A 25,216-nucleotide genomic window follows, 5' to 3' on the forward strand; every position below is an offset into this window, starting at 1 on the left:
CCGACGCGGGAGCATTCGACAATTCTGAGCCCGGCCCGGCCGGGCCGGGCGCTCGCCCACCAGCTCCGCCAGCCGGGCCAGCCGCCGTCGGCCCGCGATCCGGTACGCCGGCCCGCCGTCGTCCGGCTCCACGAACGCCGCGGGCAGCCCCACCGCGGCCAGCGCCGCCCGCACCGGCGGCCAGCACTCCTCGTCACCGGCCCCGAGCCCGAGCAGGACGCCGGCCGGGTCGGCCGCCCCCGCCGCAGCGACCCAGAGCCGCAGTCGCCGCCCGTTCAGGTGGAACCCGGTCGGGGGCCGCTTCGCCGTGCCCCGCAGCCACGCCCGGGCGAGCGGGGCCAGCGTGGTCGCGTACGCGGTGCGGACCAGGTGCCGGCCCTCCTCGGTCGGCTCCCAGCTCGCCGGCACCCCCCGGGCGGCCAGCTCGGCCACCAGCACGTGCACCCGCCAGGCGGCGTCGACCACCACCGCGAGCCGGGCCGTGCCGCCCATCCGCACCACCTCCCCCGGCCCGGCCAGCAGACCGGCCAGGTCCGCCAACGACGGATCGGCCGCCTCGGTGGAGAACAGCGAGGGCTGGCGGACCGGATTACGGGAAGAGGGCGTCAGCGACACTCCGGGACCTCGTCGAAGGCCTCTTTGAGTTCGGGTGAGTTGAGCCGGCTGGTGTCCAGCGAACTCGCGTCGTACTCCTTGTTCAGGGTGTCCACCGCGGCCCGCACCCCGTCGTAAAAGGGGCCGGCCTGGGCGGTGTCCAGCCCGTCGATGGTGTCCCGGGCCCGGCCGTACGCGTCCCGCACCTTGCTCAGCGAGGCCCGGAATCCGGCGGAGATCTCCTCGCCGTGGTCGGTCTCCGGCACGCCCGCCTCCTCGATCCTGCGCCGGGCCGTCTCGCTGGCCTGCTCGGCGCCGGCGAAGAGCCGGACCAGGTTCTCCTTGGCCTGCGCCGGGGTGGTCTGCGCGGTCATCTGCTGCTGGGTGCTGCTGGTCAACTTGTTGATCTCGGCACGCCACGGGGTGAGCGCCTCGCAGACCGACGCGGCCCACGCCCGCGGGCTGGGGCCGCCGCACCCGGCGACGACGAGAACGAGCGTGGCCAGGACCACCGTGAGCTTTCCGGCGGTTGCCGCCCCGCGCGTACGCATGCGAAGCAGCGTACGGCCTCCCGGTGGAAGTGCCACCGGTCAGGTTTCGTGCACGGGACCTGACGGCACGGTTCCCGGCCGGCGGGCCGCCGACCGGGAACCGTCCTGCCGCGAAGGTCAGGCGTTGACCGTCTCCACGCGATCGTCGTGGCTGCCCGCGTCCGTGCCGGACTCCGCCATCGCCACGCCCTTGCGCTTGCTGAACACCACGGCCGCCACGATGACCAGCGCGGCCACCACGGCGATCACGATGCGCAGCCCGGTGTTCTTGTCGTCGCCCACGCTCCAGGCCACCACGGCCGGCGCGATCAGCAGCGAGACCAGGTTCATCACCTTGATCAGCGGGTTGATCGCCGGGCCGGCGGTGTCCTTGAACGGGTCACCGACGGTGTCGCCGATGACGGTCGCCGCGTGCGACTCGGAGCCCTTGCCGCCGTACGCGCCGTCCTCGACCAGCTTCTTGCCGTTGTCCCAGGCGCCACCGGAGTTGGCCAGGAAGACCGCCATCAGGGTGCCCGCCCCGATCGCACCGGCCAGGTACGACGCCAGCGCGCCGGGGCCGAGGCCGAAGCCGACCGCGATCGGCGCCATGATGGCCAGCAGGCCGGGGGTCATCAGCTCGCGCTGCGCGTCCCGGGTGCAGATGTCGACCACCTTGCCGTACTCGGGGCGCTGGGTGCGGTCCATGATCCCGGGCAGCTCGCGGAACTGCCGGCGTACCTCCATCACCACGGCCCCGGCCGAGCGGGAGACCGCGTTGATGGCCAGGCCGGAGAAGAGGAAGACCACCGCCGCGCCGACGATCAGGCCGACCAGGTTGCGCGGGTTGGCCACGTTCAGCGCGTTGAGGATCTCCTGGCCCACGTCGCCCACGCCCGCGTCCTGGTACGAGGAGCGCAGCGTGTCGGTGTACGAGCCGAACAGCGCGGTCGCGGCCAGCACCGCGGTGGCGATCGCGATGCCCTTGGTGATCGCCTTGGTGGTGTTGCCGACCGCGTCCAGCTCGGTCAGCGTCCGCGCGCCGTGCTCGTCGATGTCGCCCGACATCTCCGCGACGCCCTGGGCGTTGTCGGAGATCGGGCCGAAGGTGTCCATCGCGACGATGACGCCGACCGTGGTCAGCAGGCCGGTACCCGCCAGCGCGACCGCGAACAGCGACAGCGTGATGGAGCTGCCACCGAGCAGGAACGCGCCGAACACGCCGGCGCCGATCAGCAGCGCCGAGTAGACCGCCGACTCCAGGCCGATGCTGATACCGGCGAGGATGACGGTGGCGGCACCGGTCTGCGAGCTCTTGCCGATGTCCTGCACCGGGCGCCGGTTGGTCTCGGTGAAGTAACCGGTCAGCGCCTGGATCGCGGCGGCCAGCACGATGCCGATCACCACCGCGCCGATGGCCACCAGCCGCGGGTTGCGGTCGACGTCGGTGAGGCCACCCTCCAGCTCGCCGAAGGTCGCCGGCAGGTAGGCGAACGCGGCGATCGCCACCAGCACCGCGGCGATCACCGCGGAGAGGTAGAAGGCCCGGTTGATCGCGGTCAGCCCGTTGCGGTCGCTGGCGCGCAGCCGGGTGATGAAGACGCCGACGATCGCGACCAGCACGCCGATGGTGGAGATGATCAGCGGGAAGACCAGGCCGGTCTCGCCGAACGCGGCGCGGCCCAGGATCAGCGCGGCGACCAGGGTGACCGCGTACGACTCGAACAGGTCGGCGGCCATGCCGGCGCAGTCACCGACGTTGTCGCCCACGTTGTCGGCGATGGTGGCGGCGTTGCGCGGGTCGTCCTCGGGGATGCCCTGCTCGACCTTGCCGACCAGGTCGGCGCCGACGTCGGCGGCCTTGGTGAAGATGCCGCCGCCGACCCGCATGAACATCGCCAGCAGCGCGGCGCCGAAGCCGAAGCCCTCCAGCACGGTCGGGGCGTCGCCCTTGAAGATCAGGACGACCAGCGCCGCACCGAACAGGCCGAGGCCCACGGTGAGGAAGCCGACCACGCCACCGGTCCGGAAGGCGATCTTCATGGCGCCCTCGCGCCCGCCTTCGCGCTCCCGGGCGGCCGCGGCGACCCGCAGGTTGGCGCGGGTGGCCAGCCACATGCCGGCGCCGCCGATGAACGCGCTGAAGCCGGCGCCCACCACGAAGAAGAGCGACCGGCCGATCTTCACCCAGGTCTGGCTGCCGTCGGTGTCGTGCACCGGCAGCAGGAACAGCAGCACGACGGCGATGACCACGAAGATCGCCAGGGTGCGGAACTGCCGCAGCAGGTACGCGGACGCGCCCTCCTGCACCGCCCCGGAGATCTCCTGCATGTTGGTGGTTCCCGTACCGGCTGCCAGCACCGCCCTGGTCAAGGCGGCGGCGAAGACGAGTGCCACCAGCGCGATGACCGCGGCGATGACGACGTACGTCACGTTGGCTCCGGTAAGGGACAGTGTGCCGCCGTCGGCGGCCAAGGTCCCGGACATCTATGTCCTCCTGTGTACCGAACAACTCGCGCCGGCCGTGGAGACGCACGGGCCGACGCCTGGATGCGGACTCGCAAGCGCGCGCCAACCCACCCCGGCGGACCAGCGATGAACACCCGTTCCCGCTGGCTGCGGGAAAGGTCACTTGCTGACAACTCGCGTACTGTAGCCCTCTGACGTGTTGAGGGTCACACCGAGGGGGCACCCGGTCTCGATGATCTTCGTCGCTGTGCTATGCGAAAATATCTGATATATAGGGCGGCCAACACGACCAGGCCGCGCTCCCCGAGGGGGAACGCGGCCTGGATCGATGTCGTCAGGTCAGCGGCGGACCGGCCACACCATCCGGACCTCGGTGCCGACGCCCTCCTCCACCGGGCGCACCTGCAGGTCCTCGACGAAGCCGGCGAGCAGGGCGAAACCCACGCCGGTGGTCAACGCGTCCTCGCTGAGCGACTCCTTGGCCAGCTCGTCCGGCGGCAGGGCGGCCAGCCCGATGCTCGCCTCGATCGGGGCCCGATCCACCACCCGCACCGTGTACGCCCCGCTGTCGGACATCTCCACGTACACCGGGTCGGCCAGCCCGTACTGCCGGTGCAGGGCCACCGCCCGGGTGCACGCCTCACCGATCGCCAGGCGCACCTCGTCGAGCAGGTCCTCGCGTACCCCCGCCCGGCGGGCCACCGCCACGCCGACCAGGCGGGCTGTACGGACGTGCACCGGCGCGGGCGAGAAGGAGAGCTTGACGGTCGCCATCACGCGCCGGCGCCGGTCGGGTCGGCGCTGATCGCCGCATCGACCGTGGGGTGCAGCGGGAAGACCTGGTCCAACGCCGTGATCCGGAAGATCTTGAGCAGCGGCTCCTTGTCACAGACCAGCGCGAACGAACCGCCGGCCGAACGCAGCCGCTTCAACGCGCCCACCAGCACGCCCAGGCCGGTCGAGTCGAGGAAGTCCACCCGGCCCAGATCGACCACGACCCGGCGGGCCCCGCCGTCGATCAGCTCCAGGAGCCGTTCCCGCAGGCGCGGCGCGGTGTAGACGTCCACCTCACCGCCGACCTCGAGCACCGTGTGCTCCCCCACGGTGCGGGTCGCCAGCGACAGCTCCATCGGTCCCTCCTCGGTAAGCTCTCCTGGGCATCTAACCATCTTCACGCGCGGCCCTCCCGGTCACCGGCGGAGGGCTTCCCCATACCCCCGCCCCGGGTTCCCAATTCCGAACACCAGTGCGAGAGTGCAGGACGTGACGTTCGACAGCTTCAGCTCGGCGGCTCCGTCGCCCGACCGGAAGCCGTCGTCGGCACCCACGCCGGCCGGCCCCGGCCGCGCGCCGGGCGAGCTGTTGCGCCGGCTCCGGCTCCGGCACGCCACCGACCCGGTCACCCACGTCGAGCGGGTGCCGGCCCGCGTCGGGGAGCCCGCGCCGTGGCCCGGCTGGGCTCCGGAGCCACTGCGGGCGGCGCTCGCCCGGCGCGGCGTGGTCGCCCCGTGGCGGCACCAGGCCGAGGCCGCCGAGCTGGCGTACGCCGGCCGGCACGTGGTGGTGGCCACCGGGACGGCCTCCGGCAAGTCGCTGGCGTACCAGCTTCCGGCACTGGCCACGCTGCTCGCCGACCCGCGCGCCACCGTGCTCTACCTGGCCCCGACCAAGGCGCTCGCCGCCGACCAGCTGCGCGCCGTCGCCGGACTCGAACTCGACGGGGTACGCCCCGCCACCTACGACGGGGACACCCCGCGCACCGAGCGCGAATGGATCCGCCGGCACTCCCGGTTCGTGCTCACCAACCCGGACATGCTGCACCACGGCATCCTGCCCGGGCACACCCACTGGTCCGGCTTCCTGCGCCGGCTCGCGTACGTGGTGATCGACGAGTGCCACACCTACCGGGGCGTGTTCGGCTCCCACGTGGCGCACGTGCTGCGCCGGCTGCGCCGGCAGTGTGCGCGCTACGGGCGTACCCCCGTCTTCGTGCTCGCCTCCGCCACGTCGGGCGACCCGGCGACGGCGGCCGGGCGGCTCACCGGCCTGCCGGTCACCGCCGTCACCGAGGACACCTCGCCGCGCGGCGGGGTGACCTTCGCCCTCTGGGAGCCGCCGCTGCTGCCTTCCTCCGACGCGCCCTCCCCGGAGGCCGACCTTCTCCAGGTCCGCCGGTCGGCGCTGCGGGAGACGGCCGACCTGCTCACCGACAGCGTCATCGAGGGCGTCCGCACGCTGGCCTTCGTCCGGTCCCGGCGCGGCGCCGAGGTGGTCGCCGCGAACGCCCGGCGCGCCCTCGACGAGGCGGTGCCCGGGCTGGGCGACCGGGTGGCCGCGTACCGGGCCGGCTACCTGCGGGAGGAGCGGCGCGAGCTGGAACGCGCCCTGCTGCACGGCGACCTGCTCGGGCTCGCCTCCACCAACGCCCTGGAGCTCGGCGTCGACCTGGTCGGGCTGGACGCGGTGCTGATCTGCGGCTGGCCCGGCACCCGGGCCTCGCTCTGGCAGCAGGCCGGCCGGGCCGGCCGCTCCGGCGACGAGGCCCTCGCGGTGCTGGTCGCCCGCGACGACCCGCTGGACACCTACCTGGTGCACCACCCGGAGGCGCTCTTCGGGCGGCCCGTCGAGGCGACCGTGCTCGACCCGGCCAACCCGTACGTGCTCGCCCCGCAGCTCGCCTGCGCCGCGCACGAGGCCCCGCTCACCCCCGCCGACCTCGAACTCTTCGGCGAGGGCGCGAAGGAGGCGGTCGACTCGCTCGTCGAGGCCGGGGCGCTGCGGCAGCGGCCCACCGGGTGGTACTGGCGGCACCGGGAACGGCCCGAGGTCGACCTGCGCGGCGAGGACGGCACGCCGGTCTGCGTGGTGGAGGCGTCCACCGGGCGGCTGCTCGGCACCGTCGACGGCGGCTCCTCCCACTCCCTGCTCCACCCCGGCGCCGTCTACCTGCACCAGGGCGTCTCGTACGTGGTCGACTCGCTGGACCTGGCCGACGGGTGCGCGTTGGTGCACGCCGAGGAGCCGGACTGGTCCACCCACGCCCGCGACGTCACCTCGCTCTCGGTGGTGTCGGTCCGCTCGTACGTCGACGCCGGCCCGGTCGGGCTCTTCCTCGGCGAGGTGGACGTGACCAGCCAGGTGGTGTCGTACCAGCGGCGACGGATCGCCACCGGCGAGGTGATCGACACCCGGCCGCTGGACCTGCCGGCGCGGGAGCTGCGCACCGTCGCGGTCTGGTTCACCGTCTCACCCGGTTCGCTGGCGGCGGCCGGGATCGAGGCGGCCGACATCCCGGGGGCGCTGCACGCCGCCGAACACGCCGGCATCGGCCTGCTGCCGCTGATGGCCACCTGCGACCGCTGGGACATCGGTGGCCTCTCCACCGCCCTGCACCCGGACACCGAGGCGCCCACCGTCTTCGTCTACGACGGCCACCCCGGTGGGGCGGGCTTCGCCGAGCGGGCGTACCGGACGGCGTCGGCGTGGCTGCGCGCCACCCGCGACGCGATCGCGGAGTGTGGCTGCGAGACCGGCTGCCCGTCCTGCGTCCAGTCCCCGAAGTGCGGCAACGGCAACAACCCGCTCTCCAAGCCTGACGCGGTCCGGGTCCTGGACGTGGTGCTCGCCAACCTGCCCGGCCCCGCCGACCCTCCCCTCCCCGCTGCCCCGCCCCGCCGCCCCGCCGACTCGGTGGCGGACGGATCGGTGCCGGCACCCCGACAGGACGAACGGGTGTCGAGGCCGGCCACCCCGGACGGCGTCGTCACCGACTGACCGGGGTGAGGTTTTCCTCGCCCGGGCGGCAAGAGTCGTACCCGAATGCCCTGTTCCGGCCCCACCCCGCCGGCCCGTTTCACTGGGGCCACCGCGCGACGCGGTGTCTGTGTAGTGGGACGGGCGCATGAGTCCGGGGGCGGCTGGGCATTGATGCATGGGAGCGCTTCCATAGATGCGCGAGCCGGACGAGCACCGCTGAGAGACGACCGGGGTTTCCGGGGAGGAGAAGCCGTGGCCGACACGATCGCCGAGACCGTCGACCTGCTCTACACGATCGATCAGGAGAATCTCACCTCCGACCAGCTGATCGCGCTGGGCAGCGCGCTGGCCAACCTGGCCCAGGCCGAACGCCTGGAACAGATCAACGAACGCCTGCGCGGCATCCACCAGGTGCTCAACGCCTGGGCGATGAAGGCGACCGTCGATGGCGGACGTTGACCTGGTCGGCGGCGTGGCCTCGGTGACGCTCGATCGGACACGCCTCCTCCGGGGGCGGACGCCGAGGGTCGGGCTGTGCGAGACTCCGGCGTTCACGCCTCGAAGGAGATCCCCATGCAGCCCGACAGCCTGCAGGCCCAGCACCAGTTCTACGTCCGGCAGCGGATCCGGATGATGGTCAACCAGTACGAGGTCCGCGCGGTGGCGCCGGACGGCACCGAGGGCCCGATGCTCGCGTTCGCGCAGCAGAAGCGCCTGGCGTTCAAGGAGCAGGTGACCATCTACACCGACGACTCCAAGCAGCAGCCACTGCTCGGGTTCAAGGCCCGCCAGCGGCTCGACCTCGGCGCCACGTACGACGTGACCGACCACGCCGGCAACCCGATCGGCCTGTTCCGCAAGGACTTCGCCCAGTCGCTGCTGCGGTCCACCTGGCACGTCGAGCAGGCCGGCCTGCCGCAGATCACCGGGCAGGAGCGGAGCCTGCCGGTGGCGCTGCTGCGCCGGTTCGTCGACTCGCTCTCCTGGCTGCCCTACCACTTCGACTTCGTCGCGGGCGGCCAGCCGGTGTTCTCGGTGGTCAAGAAGTGGGGCCTGCGCGACCGGTACGTCGTCGACATCCAGAACCCGCAGATCGACCGGCGGCTGGTGATCGCCATGGCCGTCGGCCTGGACGCTCTCCAGGCTCGCTGACCCGCGGTCGGCCGGGTCCACGTCGGCCCGGGTCCGGGTCGGTCTGGGTCTCGGTCGCCCCGGGCCTCGGTCGGCCGAGGGCTACGTCGGCCCGATTCTCGGTCCGCCCGGGTCTGGGCCGGCCCGGCTGTTCTCCGGGTCCGCCACCTCATGCCGCGCGGGTGCCGAGACCGGCGGGTCAACCACGCACCGGCCCGGCCCGGGAGGTCACCGCGGCCGCACGGATCAACCAGGGCAGGGGCGAGACCGTCACCTCCGCCGTGACCAGGACGTCCAGCCCCTCGAGCCGGCAGGCCACCAGCCGGCCGCCGTCGGCCTCGACGAACTCGCCGGCCCGGCCGCACGCGAGGGCCTCCCCGTCGAGCGCCCGACCGGCTCCCGCGAGCGCACCGAAGTCGGCCGCCGCCCGGGCCTGCTGCCGGGCCACCCGCGCCGACCCGAGCGCCGCGCCCCAGAGACCGACCACCACGTAGAGTGCGCCTGGTCGGTGCCGACGAGCACCAGCGGAGCGGGCGCCCAGCGAGCCCGGGCGGCGGCCGGGTCGGCGGCCAGCTCTACCTCTGTGCCACCGGCGGCGGCGAGCCGGAGCAACTCGTCGAGGAGGTCGCCGTCGGCGGTGACGAGCAGGGGTAGCGCGGGAGCGCGGTACGGGGCGGCATGGCGGCCTCCAGCGGTCGGGCTCGGGGTGCTGGGCAAGCGTCGTCGCGCCGGGTGCGGTACGCCGGCCGGCGTGGCCGCCCTGTGGACAGCGCGGGCGGCTGTGGATGGCCCGCAGCGGGTGAGTGGATCTGTTATGGACACGGGACCAGCAGCTGGCCTGACGCGTCGCCGGCCCGACCGACTGAGCAGCACTGATGCCGCATCGACCGGGCGCGCCACCAGGCGGGCGGGCTACCAGGCATACACTGCCCTCTCATGTCGCCGGAGCAGGTCACCGTGGGTCCGGTCGAACTCAGCTACACCCTCACCGAAGAGGACTGGCTCGACGGCTTCATCGCCCACCGCCGCCGCGTCCGGCGGCCCTGGCTGGTCCCGGTACTGATCGTCGCTGCGCTCACCGGGATCCTCATCGGGCGCGTCGCCGCTGGCCGCTCCCGGGAGATGTCGGCGGCTGACGTCGTAGCCGTCGCCACCGTGCTGCTCGTCGGCATCGGGCTCGGCCTGCTGCTGTTCCCGCTCCTCGTCGGCGCCCGCTGGATCTACCGCTGGCAGGTACGCATGATCATGCGCGGGAATCCCTGGCTGACCGAGCCGATCCGAGCCACCGTGGATGACGCCGGGTTACGTCTCCGCAGCGCAAGCCGGAGCGAATCAGCCGCATGGTCGCAGTACCCGCGGTACGTCGAGACGGAGAGATCGTTCGTTCTGCGCGCGTCCGAGCGGCTTGCCGCGGCGGTACTCGTGCTGCCCAAGCGTGGGCTGCTGACGGGCGACCCCGCCGGGCTGCGGGCGTTGCTCGAGACCCACTGTCACCGGAGCGCCTGATCGTCTGCCGCATCGCAGAGTGCGAGCATCGCTCCCAGATAGGGACGACCCCCGCCGGGGGGAGACGGGGGTCGTCGGAGGTTCGGCTCCGGGGGGGTCGAGCCGAACCGACTCAGCGGTCACGGGGGGTGCAACCGCCGAGGGCCTCGCGGTCGACGAGAGGTGAACTCTCGTCGCGCACAAGCATGCCGCAGCGGACCCTTATACGTCGAGTGGCCCCCGCCCCACCCATTGCTAAATTGCGTTCGGAGAGTGTGACCGCCGTCACTCTGTGCAGAGCGTGACGATCAATCCCGCGCTCCGGGTGCCCCCGGGACCCCGCCGGAGGGCGCCCGTCCGGCTAGACTTTCGCGCCGTGGGCCGAAGTGCCGCTTTCTTCGATCTCGACAAGACCGTCATCGCCAAGTCGAGCGCTCTGGCGTTCGGCCGGCCGTTCTACCGGGACGGGCTGATCACTCGGCGTGACGTGGTCAAGTCGGCGTACGCGCAGCTGATGTTCCGGCTGGGCGGCACCGACGAGCAGACCATGGCACGGACCCGGGACTACCTGGCCACGCTCTGCAAGGGCTGGCAGGTGGAGCAGGTCCGTCAGATCGTCGCGGAGACGCTGCACGAGCTCATCAACCCCTACGTGTACGCGGAGGCCGCCGCCCTCATCGAGGAGCACCAGACGGCCGGCCGGGACGTCGTGCTCGTCTCCGCCTCCGGGGAGGAGATGGTGCGGCCGATCGGCCAGCTGCTCGGGGTGACCGACGTGATCGCCACCCGGATGGCCGTCGAGGACGGCCGCTACAGCGGCGAGGTCGAGTTCTACGCGGCCGGCCCGAGCAAGGTCGACGCGGTCGGCGAGCTGGCCACCGCCCGCGGGTACGACCTCGCCGACTCGTACGCCTACTCCGACTCGTACAGCGACCGGCCGCTGCTGGAGTGCGTGGGCCACCCGACCGTGGTCAACCCGGACCGGGCGCTGCGCAAGCTGGCCGTGGAGAACTCGTGGCCGGTGCTGGAGTTCCGGCACCCGATCCCGCTGGGCCGCCGGCTGCGCGAGCGCCCCGCCGTCCCGGTCGCCGCCGCGGCCCTCGGGGTCGGCGTCGGCGTGGCCATCGGCATCGCCTGGTACGGCCGGCACCGCCGCACCCGCACCGCCGCACCCACCGCCTGACCGCTCCGCCCGCCCCCGCCCGCGTCGCTCGCGGGCACTCATACAGAGAAAGAGTGGCCATTCGCGTGGAATGGCCACTCTTTCCGTGAATCAGCGCGGATCTTGACCCGGGGGGTGCGCCCCGGCGGGGGCGTGGGGGGTCAGGAGGCGGCGAGGATTTCGTCGCCGATCAGGGGGATCTGGTCGGCGCCGAGCTCGACGGCCGACATGTAGTGGCGCAGCCAGGAGCGCAGCCCGTCAGGCGTGCCCGTGGCGAAGGCGCCGGCCGCGCCGACGTACTCGGGCTCCCGTTCCCGGTGGCCGACGTCCACCGCGACCAGCCCACGCGGGTCGAACCCGGTCGAGATCAGCACCAGTCGGGCGGCGGCCCGGGCCACCACCCCGGACGGGCCGGCGAACGGGCGCAGGTTCAGCAGCTCGCCGTGCACCACCGCGGCCAGCACCAGCGGGGGCACCTTCGTCCCCCCGGCGACCAGCCCGGCCAGCCCGTCGAGGCGCGCCGCCACCACCGGGTCGGCCACCGGCCGGCCCAGCTCCCCCTCGGCGACGACGTCCCGGGCGGCGAGCACGTGCAGCCGGGCCAGCGCCTGTCGGGGCGCTCTCGGCCAGAGCTCGCTCAGCCCGGGCAGCGCCCCGGCCACCCGTAGCGCTCCCTGGAGCACCGGATCGGTGACCGTGCCGGCGCGTACCTCCTCGCGGTCGTGCGGGCGGCCCTCCAGGGCGGCGCTGGCCACCGCCGAACGGAGGCTGACCTCGGCGGCCACCTGCCCGCCGTGGCGGCGCAGCGCGCGGTGCCGGTGCGCCTGGTCGACCCGCTCGCGGGCCCGCTCGACGGCGGGCGCGATGTCGGCGAGCGCGAGCAGCGGAGCGAGCGGGTCGGTGGTCACCCCGCCACGCTATCCAGCCGGCCGCGGCCGCCGGGCGCCACCCGCCGGGAACGCGACCCCGGCCACCGTGATCGACATCGGCTGCGGCGAAGCGTGCCCTCCCTGTCCCCGGAAGCACCGCTCTGCCGCATCCCGCCCCGCACCGGGCAGCGGGCGGGCGGCGGCCCCCGCCCGGCGCGTGGCGGGGGCCGCTGGGCGCGGCCGGTGCCCGGGCGCTCGCGGCGGCGGTACGGCCCGACTAACCTCTCCCGGTGTAGGAGACGCAGGTCACGCGACGAAGGAGTCATCGCATGAGCGAGGCATTGGCCAACTTGCTGAACGAGACGCGCCAGTTCCCGCCGCCGGCCGAGCTCGCCGCGAACGCCAACGTCAAGGCCGACGCGTACGCCGAGGCGGCCGGGGACCGGCTCGCCTTCTGGGAGCGTCAGGCCGACCGGCTGACCTGGGCGAAGAAGTGGGACCAGGCGCTCGACTGGTCGAACGCGCCGTTCGCGAAGTGGTTCGTGGGCGGGCAGCTCAACGTGGCGTACAACTGCCTGGACCGGCACGTGGAGGCCGGCCGGGGCGACAAGGTGGCGATCCACTGGGAGGGCGAGCCGGGTGACACCCGCACCCTCACCTACGCCGACCTGCACAAGCTGACCTGCCAGGCGGCGAACGCGCTGACCGACCTCGGGGTGGTGGCCGGCGACCGGGTGGCGATCTACCTGCCGATGATCCCCGAGGCGGCGGTGGCGATGCTCGCCTGCGCCCGGATCGGCGCCACGCACAGCGTGGTCTTCGGCGGCTTCTCCGCGGACGCCCTGACCAACCGGATCCAGGACGCCAGCGCCAAGGTGGTGATCACCGCCGACGGTGGCTACCGCCGGGGCAAGCCGTCGGCGCTCAAGCCGACCGTGGACGAGGCGGTGGCGAAGTGCCCCTCGGTCGAGCACGTGCTGGTGGTCCGTCGGACCGGCGAGGAGGTCGCCTGGTCGGCGAAGGACCACTGGTGGCACGAGACGGTGGAGACCGCCGCCCCGGAGCACACCGCGCAGGCGTTCGACGCCGAGCACCCGCTCTTCATCCTCTACACCAGCGGCACCACCGCCCGGCCGAAGGGCATCCTGCACACCACCGGCGGCTACCTGACCCAGACGTCGTACACCACGCACGCGGTCTTCGACCTCAAGCCGGAGACCGACGTCTACTGGTGCACCGCCGACATCGGCTGGGTCACCGGGCACTCCTACATCGTGTACGGCCCGCTCTCCAACGGCGCCACTCAGGTCATGTACGAGGGCACCCCGGACACCCCGCACAAGGGCCGGTTCTGGGAGGTCGTGGACAAGTACAAGGTCACTATCCTGTACACCGCGCCCACCCTGATCCGCACCATGATGAAGTGGGGCGAGGACATTCCCGCCGGCTACGACCTCTCCTCGCTGCGCCTGCTTGGTAGCGTCGGCGAGCCGATCAACCCGGAGGCGTGGATCTGGTACCGCCAGTACGTCGGCCGGGGTGAGCTGCCGGTCGTCGACACCTGGTGGCAGACCGAGACCGGCGCGATCATGATCTCCCCGCTGCCGGGCGTCACCGAGACCAAGCCGGGCTCGGCGATGACGGCGCTGCCCGGCATCGTCGCCGACGTGGTGGACGACCAGGGCCAGTCGGTGCCGAACGGCGGCGGCGGCTACCTGGTGCTCAAGGAGCCGTGGCCGTCGATGCTGCGCACCGTCTGGGGCGACGACAACCGGTTCCTCGAGACGTACTGGTCGCGGTTCGGCGCGGGCGCCAACTCCGGCGACGAGTGGGTCTACTTCGCCGGCGACGGGGCGAAGAAGGACGACGACGGGCACATCTGGCTGCTCGGCCGGGTCGACGACGTGATGCTGGTGTCGGGCCACAACATCTCCACCACGGAGGTCGAGTCGGCGCTGGTCAGCCACCCGTCGGTGGCCGAGGCGGCGGTGGTGGGCGCCACCGACCCGACCACCGGGCAGGCGATCGTCGCCTTCGCCATCCCGCGCGGCAGCGCCGAGATCTCCGGCGAGGCGGGCGAGCAGCTCATCGCCGAGCTGCGCAACCACGTCGCGAAGACGCTCGGCCCGATCGCCAAGCCCCGGCAGATCATGCTGGTGCCCGAGCTGCCGAAGACCCGCTCCGGCAAGATCATGCGCCGGCTGCTGCGGGACGTCGCGGAGAACCGGTCGCTCGGCGACGTCACCACCCTCCAGGACTCCTCGGTGATGGAGCTGATCTCCTCCGGCATGGGTGGCGGCAAGTCCGACGAGGACTGACGACAGGCGTACCGAATCAGGTGGGTGACGGTCCGACGGGCCGTCACCCACCGTCGTTTTCGGGGGTCGGGCATCGGAGGTTCGGTGGAGGGGCGGCAGGCTGAACGGGCAGAGGCACGCTGTCACCCCTCTCAGTGGCAGCGCTCGGTCCTCTAGGTTCAGCCGCACCGGGCCAGGTCGACAGGCGTCACTGCGACCGGCCGGTTCTCTCCTCCCATGCCCCACGAACGGAGCGGCATGAACACGTTTCCGCAATCCGGGTCACGCCGACGCCTACTCGTCGCGCTGCCCGCCATCGCCCTCGCCGCCACGTCACTGACCGTGACCGGCAGCGCGGCCGCCCAGGAGGCCGGACGCGCTCCGGCGACCATCGGGGCGAACGAGTACTACATCAACTACGCCGAGCCGGAGGTCCAGCCGGACACCGCCGGCAAGGAGGTCAAGGGGAAGGACGGGATCTACGCCGGCGCGGCCGACGAGGCCCGGGCCTACGACCACAAGTTCGCCGGGGGCAACCCGGTGGCCGCGCGGGAGTTGGCCAAGCTGGAGGCCAAGGCGATCAAGACCGGGCAGAGCCCGCGGCAGATCAAGCAGGCCAAGAGCACCCAGACCGCCAAGCTGCTCACCCTGCTGGTGGAGTTCAACGACCAGGCCAACGACGACTTCACCAACGTGATGGTGCCGAAGACGGTCTTCGAGGACCGGAGCTGTGTCCCCGGCACCGTCCAGAACGGCCCGAAGCACAACACCATCCCGAACCCGGCCACCCTGTCGCGCGAGGACAACAACTCGATGTGGGTGCCGGACTTCTCGCCCGAGCACTTCGACAAGATGCTCTACACCAAGGAGGGCATCACCGAGCGGGTCCGCAAGGACCTGACCGGGCCGGACGGCAAGCCGGGCGTCGACATCTCCGGGCGCACCATGCACAACATGTACCTGGAGATGTCCAAGGGCGCGTACACGGTGGACGGGCAGGCCAGCCCGTGGATCACCGTGCCGCACTCGGAGGGCTGGTACGCGGCCTCCCGCTGCTTCCGAGACGAGAACGGCAACTGGGTCGCCGGCCGCCAGCAGTCGATGAACGGCCACCCGGACAACCCGCTCGGCGCGGGCCGGCTGGCCACCGACGCGATCGACGCGCTGGCGAAGATGGACCCGAACTTCCCCTGGGCCGACTACGACATCGAGGACCAGAGCGACCGGGACGGCGACGGCAACTTCAACGAGCCGGACGGCGTGATCGACCACCTGGTGCTGGTGCACGCCAACCAGGGCAAGTCGCGCGGCGGTGGCGACATCGGCGTCTACTCGGTCTGGGCGCACTCCTCCGCGGTGGCCGGCGGCTACACCATCCCCGGCACGAACCTGAAGGTGTCGAACTACATCGTGCAGCCGGAGGACGCCGGCGTCGGTGTCTTCGCCCACGAGTTCGGCCACGACCTCGGCCTGCCGGACCTCTACGACACCTCCGGTAACGCCGACTCGGACGTCGACTTCTGGGACCTGATGGCCTCGGGCTCGCACTCCGGCGAGATCTTCCAGGCGCTCCCCACCCACATGGGCCTCTGGGACAAGTGGGTGCTCGGCTGGGCCGACCCGCTGCAGATCAACCCGGGTGACGACGCCCGTTCGGTGCAGCTCGGGCAGACCTCCAACACCCCGGTCGGCACCAAGGACGGCATCAAGGTCAACCTGCCGAACAAGGTGATCACGCTGGCCCAGCCGCACAGCGGGGCCAACATGTGGTACTCGGGCGCCGACCAGGACTGGGCGGACGTCAAGCTGAGCCGGACGGTGACCGTCCCGAACGCCGCGGACGCGAAGTTCTGGATGTGGAACAACTACGTCATCGAGCAGGACTGGGACTACGGCTTCGTCGAGGTCTCCACCAACGGTGGCGCCAGCTGGTCCGAGCAGAAGGTCTACGACGCCGCCGGCAAGCTCGTCTCGACCAACGACGGCTACGCCGACCCGAACGGCCGGATGGGCGACTACGGCGGCAAGAAGTACGGCCTGACCGGCACCACCGGCGGCTGGCGGCACGACTACATCGACCTGTCGGCGTACGCCGGGCAGACCGTGCAGGTGCGGCTGCGGTACGCGACCGACGCGGCGTTCGTGGAGCGCGGCTGGTTCGCCGACGACTTCTCGGTCACCGGCGGCGGCGCGACCACCTGGAGCGACGACGTCGAGGGCGGCGCCAACGGCTGGACCCAGACCGGCGGCACCTTCACTGACACCACCGGTGGGGGCTGGCACACCGACGGCGGCACCCAGGTCAAGGCGCACTACTACCTGGCCGAGTGGCGCAACTTCGACGGCTTCGACAAGGGCCTGAAGTACACCTACGACACGGTCTACTCGCACGAGGCCTGGAAGGTCGACCGGGTCGCGTACAACGCGCCGGGCATGCTGGTCTGGTACCGGGACACCGTGCTCGGCGACGTCAACCACGTCACCGCGCAGATGACCGCGCTGCCCAGCTACGGCGCCAAGGGCGGTCTGCTGATCGTCGACTCGCACAACGAGCCGCTGCGCCGGCAGGGCGAGGCGGCAGTGAAGGACACGTCGGTGCTGGACAACCTGCCCAGCCGCCCGCAGTCGTCCAACGCGGCCTTCTCGCTCAACTCGACGTACCCGTTCAAGGAGTGCCTGGAGGCGGCCGACGAGCCGTACAGCGAGTACTGCACCAACTTCGGCGCCCAGGCCCCGGTTCCGGCGTTCACCGACGCCAAGGGCTGGTACCCGGGCATTGAGATCCGCAACGGCTCCGCGTACGCCCGGGACAACGACGCTTCCGTCGTCATCCCGTCGCGGGACAACGCGAAGTACACGACCCGGGTCACCAACCCGGACGGGTCCCCGGCCCCGGCCTACTACGGGGCGACCCTCGGTGGCGGGGCGATCGTCCTCGGCACCGGCAACCCGGGTGACGTGGGCGCCGCGTACGGCGTCACCATCACCATCAAGCGGGCCGCCGCGGACAACTCGTACGCCACGGTGTACGTGACCTCGGCGACCCCGTGACCTGATCGCCCGCGCGTCGGGACACACGGCGGGGCCCGTCTGGAGCACACTGCTCCGGACGGGCCCCGTCGTCTTACGTGTCCACAGATTTCTTTCAGAGAACGTGTGACATTTTCCCAGGCATCAGCGCTCCCCCTTGGGGACCTCATAATCGCCGTCACTCTCAGTGATCGTGGCCAAACCGTAATGTGATTCGACGTCGAATCACTGAACGCTTTGGTCCAGATTTGCCCAGGAAATAGGCCCCATGAATCAGGTGATTGACCGGTGACAACGATGCAAACACCTGTCATTGTGAGTGACGCATGACATGACAGCGATGGCTTTAGCTGTCTCTGTCGTGTAACAGATCCACAAAGGAGGAGGACCTTTGAGGAGACGAGTCACAGCAGGCCTGGCCTCGGCCGCGGCCGCGCTGCTGGCAGCCGGTGTCGTCACGGCACCGGCGTCCGCCGCCCCGACGGCGGAGCCCACCCCCGGCGCCGACAAGGCCAAGCACGGCAAGGACAACCTGCCGGATCCCAAGGCGGATCAGCAGCGGGAGGTCAAGAAGCAGGCGATCTCCGACCTGCTGACCGGCAAGGCCAAGCTTCAGACGCGCAACGGCTCGAAGGTCATCCAGGTCAAGGACGACCTGTTCGTCGAGTACCAGCAGGCGCCGAAGACCGACCCCATCTTCACGATGCTGGTCAACTTCGGCGACAAGACCTGGGAAGGCGACCCGGCCAAGAAGATCCCGCCGACCGGCGGCACCCCCGGCCCGGTGGTCAACCAGATCCCCGAGCCTGACCGCAACTGGGACGGCAGCTCCACCGACAACAACAGCACCCTGTGGCGGGCCAATTTCGACCGGGCCCACTACCAGGACATGTTCTACGGTGAGGGCGAGTCGTTCCGGGACTTCTACCTCAAGCAGTCCGGGGGTCGCTACACCGTCAACGGTGACGTGAGCGACTGGGTCACCGTTCCCTACAACGAGGCCCGGTACGGCAGCAACGCCATCCCCGAGTCCAACGGCTACTGGAACTTCGTCAAGGACAGCGCCACGTCCTGGTACGACTCCCAGGTCAAGGCCGGCAAGACGCCGCAGCAGATCAAGGACTACCTGGCCCAGTTCGACGTGTGGGACCGGTACGACTACGACGGCGACGGCAACTTCAACGAGCCCGACGGCTACATCGACCACTTCCAGGCGGTGCACGCCGGTGAGGGCGAGGAGGCCGGCGGCGGCGCCCAGGGCGAGGACGCCATCTGGTCGCACCGCTGGGCGGCGTTCCCCAACCTCGAGGGCAAGGCCGGTCCGACCGGCAACCTCGCCGGTGGCGTGCAGATCGGCGACACCGGGATGTGGATCCGTGACTACACCACGGAGCCGGAGAACGGTGGCCTCGGCGTCTTCACCCACGAGTACGGTCACGACCTCGGTCTGCCGGACCTGTACGACACCGCGGGTGGCGACAACGGCACGGGCTTCTGGACGCTGATGTCCTCGGGTTCGTGGCTGAGCCACGGCATCGACGACATCGGTTCGACCCCGGGTTACATGGACCCGTGGTCGAAGCTCTACCTGGGCTGGCTGAACCACACCACGGTCGACTACGGCAAGGGCAGCACCCAGGTGACCCTCGGCCCGGCCGGTGACAGCGACGGGCCGAAGGCCCAGGCTGTGGTGGTCAACCTGCCCGCCCAGACCCAGACCACGAACTACAACACGCCGTTCGGCGGGTCGTACGAGTGGTGGGGCGGCAGCGCGGACGACCTGAACACCACGCTGACCCGCACCCTGGACCTGACCGGCGCGACCACCGCGTCGATCGGCTCCAAGCTGATGTACGACATCGAGACCGACTACGACTACCTCTACGCCGAGGTGTCGACCGACGGCGGCACCACCTGGGCCGACGTCAAGAACAACCTGGTCAAGCAGGGTGCGAGCGGCATCACCGGCTCCAGCAGTGGCGCGTGGGTCGACTCGACCTACGACCTCTCGGCGTACGCCGGCAAGACGGTGCTGTTCCGTTACCGCTACGCGACCGACGGCGGCGTGCACTTCGCCGGCGCGTTCCTCGACAACGTGTCGCTGACCAAGAACGGCACCGTCGCGTGGACCGACGACGCGGAGACCCTCGCCGCGGAGTGGACCGCGAAGGGGTGGAACCGAATCACCGGTTCGGTCACCGACACCTACCCCCGCTTCTACATCGCCGAGAACCGGACCTACTTCGGTTACGACGACACGCTGCGGACCGGTGGGTACAACTTCGGCTGGGGCAACACCCGGCCGGACTTCGTGGAGCGGTTCTCGAACCAGCCCGGCATGCTGGTCTGGTACGTGAACTACGCGTACGGCGACAACAACACGTCGCAGCACCCGGGCTACGGCCTCAACCTCCCGGTTGACGTCCGCCCGGACAAGATCAACGTCGGTGGCCAGGGCGTCATCAGCAACCGGCGCAATGGCTACGACGCGACGTTCAGCCTGTACACCAAGCCGGCGCAGACCTTCCACAAGAACGGCGTGGCGGTCACCGTGCCGGAGCTCGAGCCGAACCCGATCTTCAGCGACAAGGGGATCGGCAAGTACTGGACCTCGGGTAACTCGTGGAACTCGGTGAAGGTCGCCGGCACCGGCACCACCATCGAGATCCTGCAGCAGGGCACCACCCCGACCAGCGACATGGTGGTCAAGGTCACCAACTGATCGGGTAGCACAAACCGGAAGGGGCCGGTGGCGGAGACGCCACCGGCCCCTTTCGCGTACCCCGGGAGGGTTCGCCCTGCTCATCCCGGCCGATCGACCGACCCGGATGTGACGGTGCGGAGCCTTCGCCACAAAAAGTTGCCACAAAGTAGCGTCACAGGCTTCCCAGGCGTTACGCGACTGTCTATGTTCACCAGTGGTCCCACCCGTGGGACGTCTCTGCCGGCCCGTACCCCCGTTGGGCCGGTTCCCTCACACCGGAGGTATCCACGTGCGCAAAGTCGCAGTGGGTCTGCTCGGGCTTTCGTTGACGGCGACGGGACTGGTGGCGGGCACGGCCGCCAGTGCCGCCCCGGCGCCGAAGCTGCCGGCGTCCGCGCCGTCGGTCAGCGAGCCGCAGCAGGCTGGGCACGATCTGCCGGACAAGCTCGAAGACAAGCGCCGCGCGCTTCGCCAGGAGGGCCTCAGCGAGGTCCTCTCCGGCAAGGCGAAGGCGCAGACCATCAACGGCAGCACCGTCGTCAAGGTCGGCGAGACCGCCGGCGGGGCGACCGCCGCCGCGCAGGCCCGGATCGCGGCCCCTGGCAGGAGCGGCAAAAAGGACCAGTACGTCGAACTCAAGCGCGAGCGAACCGACCGGATCTTCGTGATCCTCGCCGAGTTCGGCGACGAGCGGGACCCGGCCTACCCGGACAAGGACGAGAACCCGGACATCCCGGGTCCGGTCCGGTTCGACGGGCCCCGGCACAACCAGATCCCCGCCCCGAACCGGGCGTTGGACAACTCCACCGTCTGGCAGCCGAACTACAGCGCCGACCACTTCCGTCAGCTGTACTTCGGCACGAAGCCGGGCGACGAGTCGCTCAAGCAGTACTACGAGGCCCAGTCGTCCGGGCGGTACACCGTGGACGGCGAGGTCACCGACTGGGTGAAGGTCAAGTACAACGCCGCGCGGTACGGCCGCTCGGATGACCCGGTGGCGGACGACGACACCAAGAACCCGGCCAACGACCCGGCGGTCTGCGACAGCAGCGTCTGCCAGAACACCTGGGACCTGGTCCGCGACGCCGCCAACCAGTGGGTCGCCGACCAGAAGGCTCAGGGCCGCACCGACGCCCAGATCAAGGCCGACATGCAGTCGTTCGACCAGTGGGACCGGTTCGACTACGACGGCGACGGCAACTTCAACGAGCCGGACGGCTACATCGACCACTTCCAGATCGTGCACTCGGGCGGCGACCAGGCCGACGGTGACCCGATCCTGGGTGAGGACGCGATCTGGAGCCACCGGTGGGCCGCGTACAGCAACTCGCCGGTCGGCCCGGCCAACAACAAGATCGGTGGCACCGAGATCGGCAGCACCGGTGTCTGGATCCGGGACTACACGATCCAGCCGGAGAACGGTGGCCGCAGCGTCTTCTACCACGAGTACGGTCACGACCTCGGTCTGCCGGACGACTACAACGTCAGCAGCGGTGGGGACAACAACAACGAGCACTGGACCCTGATGGCCCAGAGCCGGCTCGGCGGCAAGAACGACGGCGGCATCGGCGAGCGCGGCGGCGACCTCGGCGCCTGGAACAAGCTCCAGCTCGGCTGGCTCGACTACGAGGTCATCAAGGCCGGCCAGAAGCGCACGCTGAAGCTGGGCCCGCAGGAGTACAACTCCAAGCAGGCGCAAAGCGCGGTCGTGGTGCTCCCGCAGCGGGAGTACACCTTCAACAACGGCAAGCCGTTCGAGGGCACCAAGCAGTACTTCTCCGGCAACGCCGACGACCTGGACAACACCATGACCCGGGACCTCGACTTCACCGGGAAGTTTACGGCGGCGCTGACGATGAAGGGTCGCTACAACATCGAGTCCGGCTTCGACTACCTCTTCTTCGAGGCGTCGCTGGACGGCGGCACCACCTGGACGGCACTGCCGGCCACGGTGGACGGTAAGCCGATCGGCACCGTCGGCGGCCGGCCGGGCCTCACCGGCAGCAGCGGCGGCAAGTGGGTCGACGTCAACATCCCGATGGACGTGGCGGCCGGCAAGAAGGTCAAGTTCCGGTTCCACTACCTCACCGACGGCGGCCTCTCCGCGGGCGGCTTCTTCGGTGACGCGATCACGGTGACCGCCGACGGGCAGACCCTGCTCAGCGACGGTGCCGAGGCCGGGCCGGGCGACTGGCAGCTCAAGGGCTGGAGCATCGCCGAGGAGACCTACAAGCGGAAGTTCGACAACTTCTACATCGCCGGTAACCGCTCGTACGTCTCGTACGACAAGTACCTGAAGACCGGCCCGTACTACTTCGGGTACGCGAACACCCGCCCCGACTGGGTCGACCACTACGCGTACCAGCAGGGCCTGCTGATCTCCTACTGGAACCTGCGCTGGGCGGACAACGACACCTTCCAGCACCCGGGTGAGGGTCGGAACATGATCATCGACGCGCACCCGCGGCCGATCTACAACCTGACCGGCAACCCCTGGCGGGCCCGGGTCCAGGTCTACGACGCTCCGTTCAGCCTGCAGAAGGCGGACTCGTTCACGCTGCACATCAACAGCCAGCCGCAGTACATCCGTGGCCAGGCCGCGCAGCCGCTGTTCGACGACACCAAGCAGTACTGGTACCCGGAGCTGCCGAACCACGGCGTCAAGCTTCCGGCCGTCGGCGTCAAGATCAAGGTCCTGCAGCAGAACGGCACCGCGATGAAGGTGCAGTTCTCCTGAGCCGCTGACCAACGCGACACCCACGCGATGCCCGGGCAGGTCACCTGCCCGGGCATCGCCCTTTCCCGCCCGGAACGGGAGACCCGGAGAATTCCCTGATCCTCGCCACCTGTGGGGCCGGCGTCGAAGTGCCGGCCCTAGGCTGGGCCCATGACCGACCAGCGCGGCGGACCCGTTGACGAGTCCTGCGTCCTTCCCGAGGGGCCGTGGACGCACCGGTTCGTCGGCGCCAACGGCAGCCGCTTCCACGTCGTCGAGGCCGGCACCGGCCCGATGGTGCTCTTCCTGCACGGCTTCCCGGAGTACTGGTACGCGTGGAAGGAGCTGCTGCCGGCGGTCGCCGACGCGGGCTTCCGGGCGGTCGCCGTCGACCTGCGTGGGTACGGCGCCAGCGACAAGCCACCCCGGGGGTACGACGGCTACACCCTCGCCGCCGACGTCGCCGGGCTGATCCGGGCCCTCGGCGAGCGGTCGGCGACGCTGGTGGGCACCGGGGCGGGCGGGCTGATCGCGTGGACCGCCGCCTCGTTCCACCCCACCCTGGTCCGCCGGCTGGTGGTGCTCGGGGCGCCGCACCCGCTCCGGCTGCGCGCGGCCATCTTCGCCGACCCGCGCGGCCAGTTCGCCGCCGCCAGCCGGACGCTGAAGTTCCAGCTCCCCCGCTACGAGCACGTGCTGGCCCGGGACGACGCCGCCGAGGTGGAGGCGATCCTGCGCCGCTGGGGCGGCCGGCGCTGGGTGGACAGCCCGGAGTTCGAGGCGTACGCCCGCTGCTGCCGGGTGGCCATGCAGATCCCGCAGGCCGCCTTCTGCGCCATGGAGGGCTACCGCTGGGCCTTCCGGTCGGTGCTGCGGCTGCACGGCTACCGGTTCGTCAAGCTGATGCAGAAGCCGCTGGTCGCCCCGACCCTTCAGCTGCACGGCGCGCTGGACGAGGCGTCCCTGCCGCGCACCGCCCAGGGGTCCGGCCGCTACGTCAGCGCGCCGTACGAGTGGCGGCTGCTCGACGGGGTCGGCCACTTCCCGCACCTGGAGGCCCGCGACGTGGTGCTCGGCGAGATCCTGCGCTGGGCGAAGTCCTGACTCAGACCCGCTTCTCGCGCAGGTCGACGACCTCGTTCGCCGGCGCCCAGCCCTGGTAGACGCCGAAGTCGAAGGCCTCCAGCCCCATCGCCCGGGCCACCGGCCAGCGGCCACCGGTGTACTCCACCCGCAGCCAGCCCTCGTGCTCGGCCAGCACGATGAACGGCTGCCCCTGCCAGGTGCAGGTGGTCCGGACGTACGCCAGGTCCTCCACCTCGGCGGCCGGCACCACCCGCACGTACCGGCCGGGGCGTACCTCCTCGAAGCCGTCGCCCGGGTCCGGCTGATAGAGGCGCACGTCGTCGCCGTCGGGGCTGGCCTGGTACTCCCGGCCCCGCCAGCGGGCCACGTAGCCGTCGCGGCTCACGACGCACCCACCGGTCGCCAGATCAGCGCGTCGGTGTCCAGGACGGCCACCACCCGCTCGGTGCGGTCCGCGCCGATCCGCCACAGCTGCGCGCCGTGCGGCAACCGCGCGCTGTCCACCTTAAACTCCGCGACGACGTCGCTGCTCTCCCCGGGTGCGAAACCGTTGCCGCGGAACGGGGGACGCTCGATCACCCAGCCCTCCATCGCCCGCATCGCGGCTTCGTTCTGCCCGCCGTACGGGATGCGGTAGAGGCTGGGCCGGTACGCCGGCCAGCGCAGCACGTAGATCTCCTCGGCGTCGCGGGCGAACGGCGTGTCCGGGTGACCGAGGCCGAGCGCGTCGTACAGCTCCGCCGGGGTGCCGAGGTGGGCGAGCTCGTTGGCCCGGTGCACGAAGCCGGAGACCCGGTCGTAGCCGCGCTCGAGGTAGTAGGCGAGCTGGCTCGGGGCGATCGCCTTCTGCATGACCACCGGACGGGTCGGATCCACCGGCGGCCGGGCCGGTCGGCTCTCGGCCGCCGGCGTCGCCGCGGCCACCGCCGGCTCGGGGTCGCCCTCCGGGTCGTCGCCGAGCCCCACCTCCGCGGCCCAGTTGGCCAGCGCCAGCACCTGCTCGCCGGGGTACGTCGCGCCGACCGGGGTGCCCGGGTTCACCGCGAACGACCAGCTCTCGTCCGGCCAGCGCCGGATGAGCTGGACGAACTTCACGCGTACGGTGTCGACCGGGCCGTCCGTGCTGTCGGCGAGCCGCTCCGGGGAGGTGTAGACCACCACGTACGGGCCGCCGTCGAGCTGCTCAGTGTGCCAGACGAAGCCGGGGTCACCGGGGCGGCTCCCGGCGGCGGAGTCGGCCGCGACCGGCAGCAGCACCCGGGCCAGAAGCAGGGTGGAGAGGAACCCGTCGGTACTGCCGCTGCCCGCGGCCCCGAGCAACTCCTCCTCCACTTCGTTCGCCGGCACGAACTCGGCCGGTGTCGGTGCTGGCGCCGGGCCGGCGGGC

The 25,216-nt window shown here is 71.1% G+C and carries 19 protein-coding genes and 1 pseudogene; 10 read left to right on the top strand and 10 right to left on the bottom strand.

Translation table 11 applies throughout. The features are described from left to right. The 5 genes from ACWEVO_RS05730 to ACWEVO_RS05750 form a co-directional block, all read right to left on the bottom strand. On the bottom strand, positions 1–615 hold a 615-nt coding region (locus tag ACWEVO_RS05730), incomplete at its 3' end, for a hypothetical protein (RefSeq protein WP_452306407.1). Then, entirely contained in the window at positions 606–1,145 is a 540-nt protein-coding gene (locus ACWEVO_RS05735) for a hypothetical protein (RefSeq protein ID WP_452306408.1), read from the bottom strand. The genes ACWEVO_RS05735 and ACWEVO_RS05730, both read right to left, overlap by 10 nt. Positions 1,146–1,262: 117 nt before the next feature. Then, positions 1,263–3,611, bottom strand: coding sequence for a sodium-translocating pyrophosphatase (locus ACWEVO_RS05740; protein WP_452306409.1), 2,349 nt, complete (start codon positions 3,609–3,611; stop codon positions 1,263–1,265). Between the two features lie 321 nt (positions 3,612–3,932). Further along, positions 3,933–4,367, bottom strand: a complete 435-nt coding sequence (locus ACWEVO_RS05745; RefSeq protein ID WP_123238815.1) for an ATP-binding protein — start codon at positions 4,365–4,367, stop codon at positions 3,933–3,935. Next, positions 4,367–4,723, bottom strand: coding sequence for an STAS domain-containing protein (locus ACWEVO_RS05750; RefSeq protein WP_089011584.1), 357 nt, complete (start codon positions 4,721–4,723; stop codon positions 4,367–4,369). Before ACWEVO_RS05750 ends, ACWEVO_RS05745 begins: the two co-directional genes overlap by 1 nt. Positions 4,724–4,760: 37 nt before the next feature. On the opposite strand from ACWEVO_RS05750, the gene ACWEVO_RS05755 reads away from it, so the two are divergent. From ACWEVO_RS05755 to ACWEVO_RS05765, 3 genes are all read left to right on the top strand, one after another. Then, positions 4,761–7,367: a DEAD/DEAH box helicase gene (locus ACWEVO_RS05755; protein ID WP_452306422.1), complete on the top strand. Its 2,607-nt coding sequence runs from the start codon at positions 4,761–4,763 to the stop codon at positions 7,365–7,367. A 234-nt stretch (positions 7,368–7,601) separates the two neighbouring features. Further along, positions 7,602–7,808, top strand: a complete 207-nt coding sequence (locus ACWEVO_RS05760) for a hypothetical protein (protein WP_452306410.1) — start codon at positions 7,602–7,604, stop codon at positions 7,806–7,808. 114 nt (positions 7,809–7,922) lie between these two features. Beyond that, positions 7,923–8,501, top strand: coding sequence for a hypothetical protein (locus ACWEVO_RS05765; protein WP_452306411.1), 579 nt, complete (start codon positions 7,923–7,925; stop codon positions 8,499–8,501). Between the two features lie 178 nt (positions 8,502–8,679). Here the strand turns inward: ACWEVO_RS05765 and ACWEVO_RS05770 are convergent, their stop codons facing one another. Continuing rightward, on the bottom strand, positions 8,680–8,970 hold the full coding sequence (locus ACWEVO_RS05770; RefSeq protein WP_452306412.1) for an Rv3654c family TadE-like protein: 291 nt from the start codon (positions 8,968–8,970) through the stop codon (positions 8,680–8,682). An 8-nt stretch (positions 8,971–8,978) separates the two neighbouring features. Beyond that, positions 8,979–9,128: pseudogene (locus ACWEVO_RS05775) on the bottom strand (septum site-determining protein Ssd); the annotation flags it as partial. A gap of 288 nt (positions 9,129–9,416) precedes the next feature. Between ACWEVO_RS05775 and ACWEVO_RS05780 the strand changes: the two are divergent. Both ACWEVO_RS05780 and ACWEVO_RS05785 read left to right on the top strand, forming a co-directional pair. Next, positions 9,417–9,986: a YcxB family protein gene (locus tag ACWEVO_RS05780; RefSeq protein ID WP_452306413.1), complete on the top strand. Its 570-nt coding sequence runs from the start codon at positions 9,417–9,419 to the stop codon at positions 9,984–9,986. Positions 9,987–10,341: 355 nt separating this feature from the next. After that, positions 10,342–11,148 carry an HAD family hydrolase gene (locus tag ACWEVO_RS05785; protein WP_452306414.1) on the top strand — a complete coding sequence of 269 codons (807 nt, stop codon included), beginning with the start codon at positions 10,342–10,344 and terminating at the stop codon, positions 11,146–11,148. 140 nt (positions 11,149–11,288) lie between these two features. On the opposite strand, the gene ACWEVO_RS05790 is transcribed toward ACWEVO_RS05785, so the two are convergent. Beyond that, on the bottom strand, positions 11,289–12,035 hold the full coding sequence (locus ACWEVO_RS05790) for an oxidoreductase (RefSeq protein WP_452306415.1): 747 nt from the start codon (positions 12,033–12,035) through the stop codon (positions 11,289–11,291). 290 nt (positions 12,036–12,325) lie between these two features. On the opposite strand from ACWEVO_RS05790, the gene acs reads away from it, so the two are divergent. From acs to ACWEVO_RS05815, 5 genes are all read left to right on the top strand, one after another. Next, positions 12,326–14,314 carry an acetate--CoA ligase gene (gene acs / locus ACWEVO_RS05795; RefSeq protein WP_452306416.1) on the top strand — a complete coding sequence of 663 codons (1,989 nt, stop codon included), beginning with the start codon at positions 12,326–12,328 and terminating at the stop codon, positions 14,312–14,314. A 237-nt stretch (positions 14,315–14,551) separates the two neighbouring features. Further along, positions 14,552–17,344 (top strand): immune inhibitor A domain-containing protein, encoded by a 2,793-nt coding sequence (locus tag ACWEVO_RS05800; RefSeq protein ID WP_452306417.1) that lies wholly within the window; start codon positions 14,552–14,554, stop codon positions 17,342–17,344. Between the two features lie 370 nt (positions 17,345–17,714). Then, on the top strand, positions 17,715–20,045 hold the full coding sequence (locus ACWEVO_RS05805; protein WP_452306418.1) for an immune inhibitor A domain-containing protein: 2,331 nt from the start codon (positions 17,715–17,717) through the stop codon (positions 20,043–20,045). A 286-nt stretch (positions 20,046–20,331) separates the two neighbouring features. Then, a complete protein-coding gene (locus tag ACWEVO_RS05810; RefSeq protein WP_452306423.1) occupies positions 20,332–22,764 on the top strand; it encodes an immune inhibitor A domain-containing protein in 2,433 nt (810 codons plus the stop codon). A gap of 150 nt (positions 22,765–22,914) precedes the next feature. Continuing rightward, the gene (locus tag ACWEVO_RS05815) at positions 22,915–23,847 is read left to right on the top strand and encodes an alpha/beta fold hydrolase (protein WP_452306419.1); all 933 of its coding nucleotides are present in this window, start codon (positions 22,915–22,917) and stop codon (positions 23,845–23,847) included. A 1-nt stretch (position 23,848) separates the two neighbouring features. On the opposite strand, the gene ACWEVO_RS05820 is transcribed toward ACWEVO_RS05815, so the two are convergent. After that, a complete protein-coding gene (locus ACWEVO_RS05820; RefSeq protein ID WP_452306420.1) occupies positions 23,849–24,214 on the bottom strand; it encodes a hypothetical protein in 366 nt (121 codons plus the stop codon). After that, positions 24,211–25,216 (bottom strand): SseB family protein (locus ACWEVO_RS05825; RefSeq protein WP_452306421.1); only part of this gene is annotated, 1,006 nt, incomplete at its 5' end. The genes ACWEVO_RS05820 and ACWEVO_RS05825, both read right to left, overlap by 4 nt.

This window comes from Micromonospora sp. NPDC003776 (assembly GCF_053605645.1).

Bases quoted from the DNA above. Each gene is read 5' to 3' on its own strand.
- ACWEVO_RS05735 (WP_452306408.1), bottom strand. From the start codon at position 1,145: ATGCGTACGCGCGGGGCGGCAACCGCCGGAAAGCTCACGGTGGTCCTG.
- ACWEVO_RS05740 (WP_452306409.1), bottom strand. From the start codon at position 3,611: ATGTCCGGGACCTTGGCCGCCGACGGCGGCACACTGTCCCTTACCGGA.
- ACWEVO_RS05745 (WP_123238815.1), bottom strand. From the start codon at position 4,367: ATGGCGACCGTCAAGCTCTCCTTCTCGCCCGCGCCGGTGCACGTCCGT.
- ACWEVO_RS05750 (WP_089011584.1), bottom strand. From the start codon at position 4,723: ATGGAGCTGTCGCTGGCGACCCGCACCGTGGGGGAGCACACGGTGCTC.
- ACWEVO_RS05765 (WP_452306411.1), top strand. From the start codon at position 7,923: ATGCAGCCCGACAGCCTGCAGGCCCAGCACCAGTTCTACGTCCGGCAG.
- ACWEVO_RS05780 (WP_452306413.1), top strand. From the start codon at position 9,417: ATGTCGCCGGAGCAGGTCACCGTGGGTCCGGTCGAACTCAGCTACACC.
- acs (WP_452306416.1), top strand. From the start codon at position 12,326: ATGAGCGAGGCATTGGCCAACTTGCTGAACGAGACGCGCCAGTTCCCG.
- ACWEVO_RS05800 (WP_452306417.1), top strand. From the start codon at position 14,552: ATGAACACGTTTCCGCAATCCGGGTCACGCCGACGCCTACTCGTCGCG.
- ACWEVO_RS05815 (WP_452306419.1), top strand. From the start codon at position 22,915: ATGACCGACCAGCGCGGCGGACCCGTTGACGAGTCCTGCGTCCTTCCC.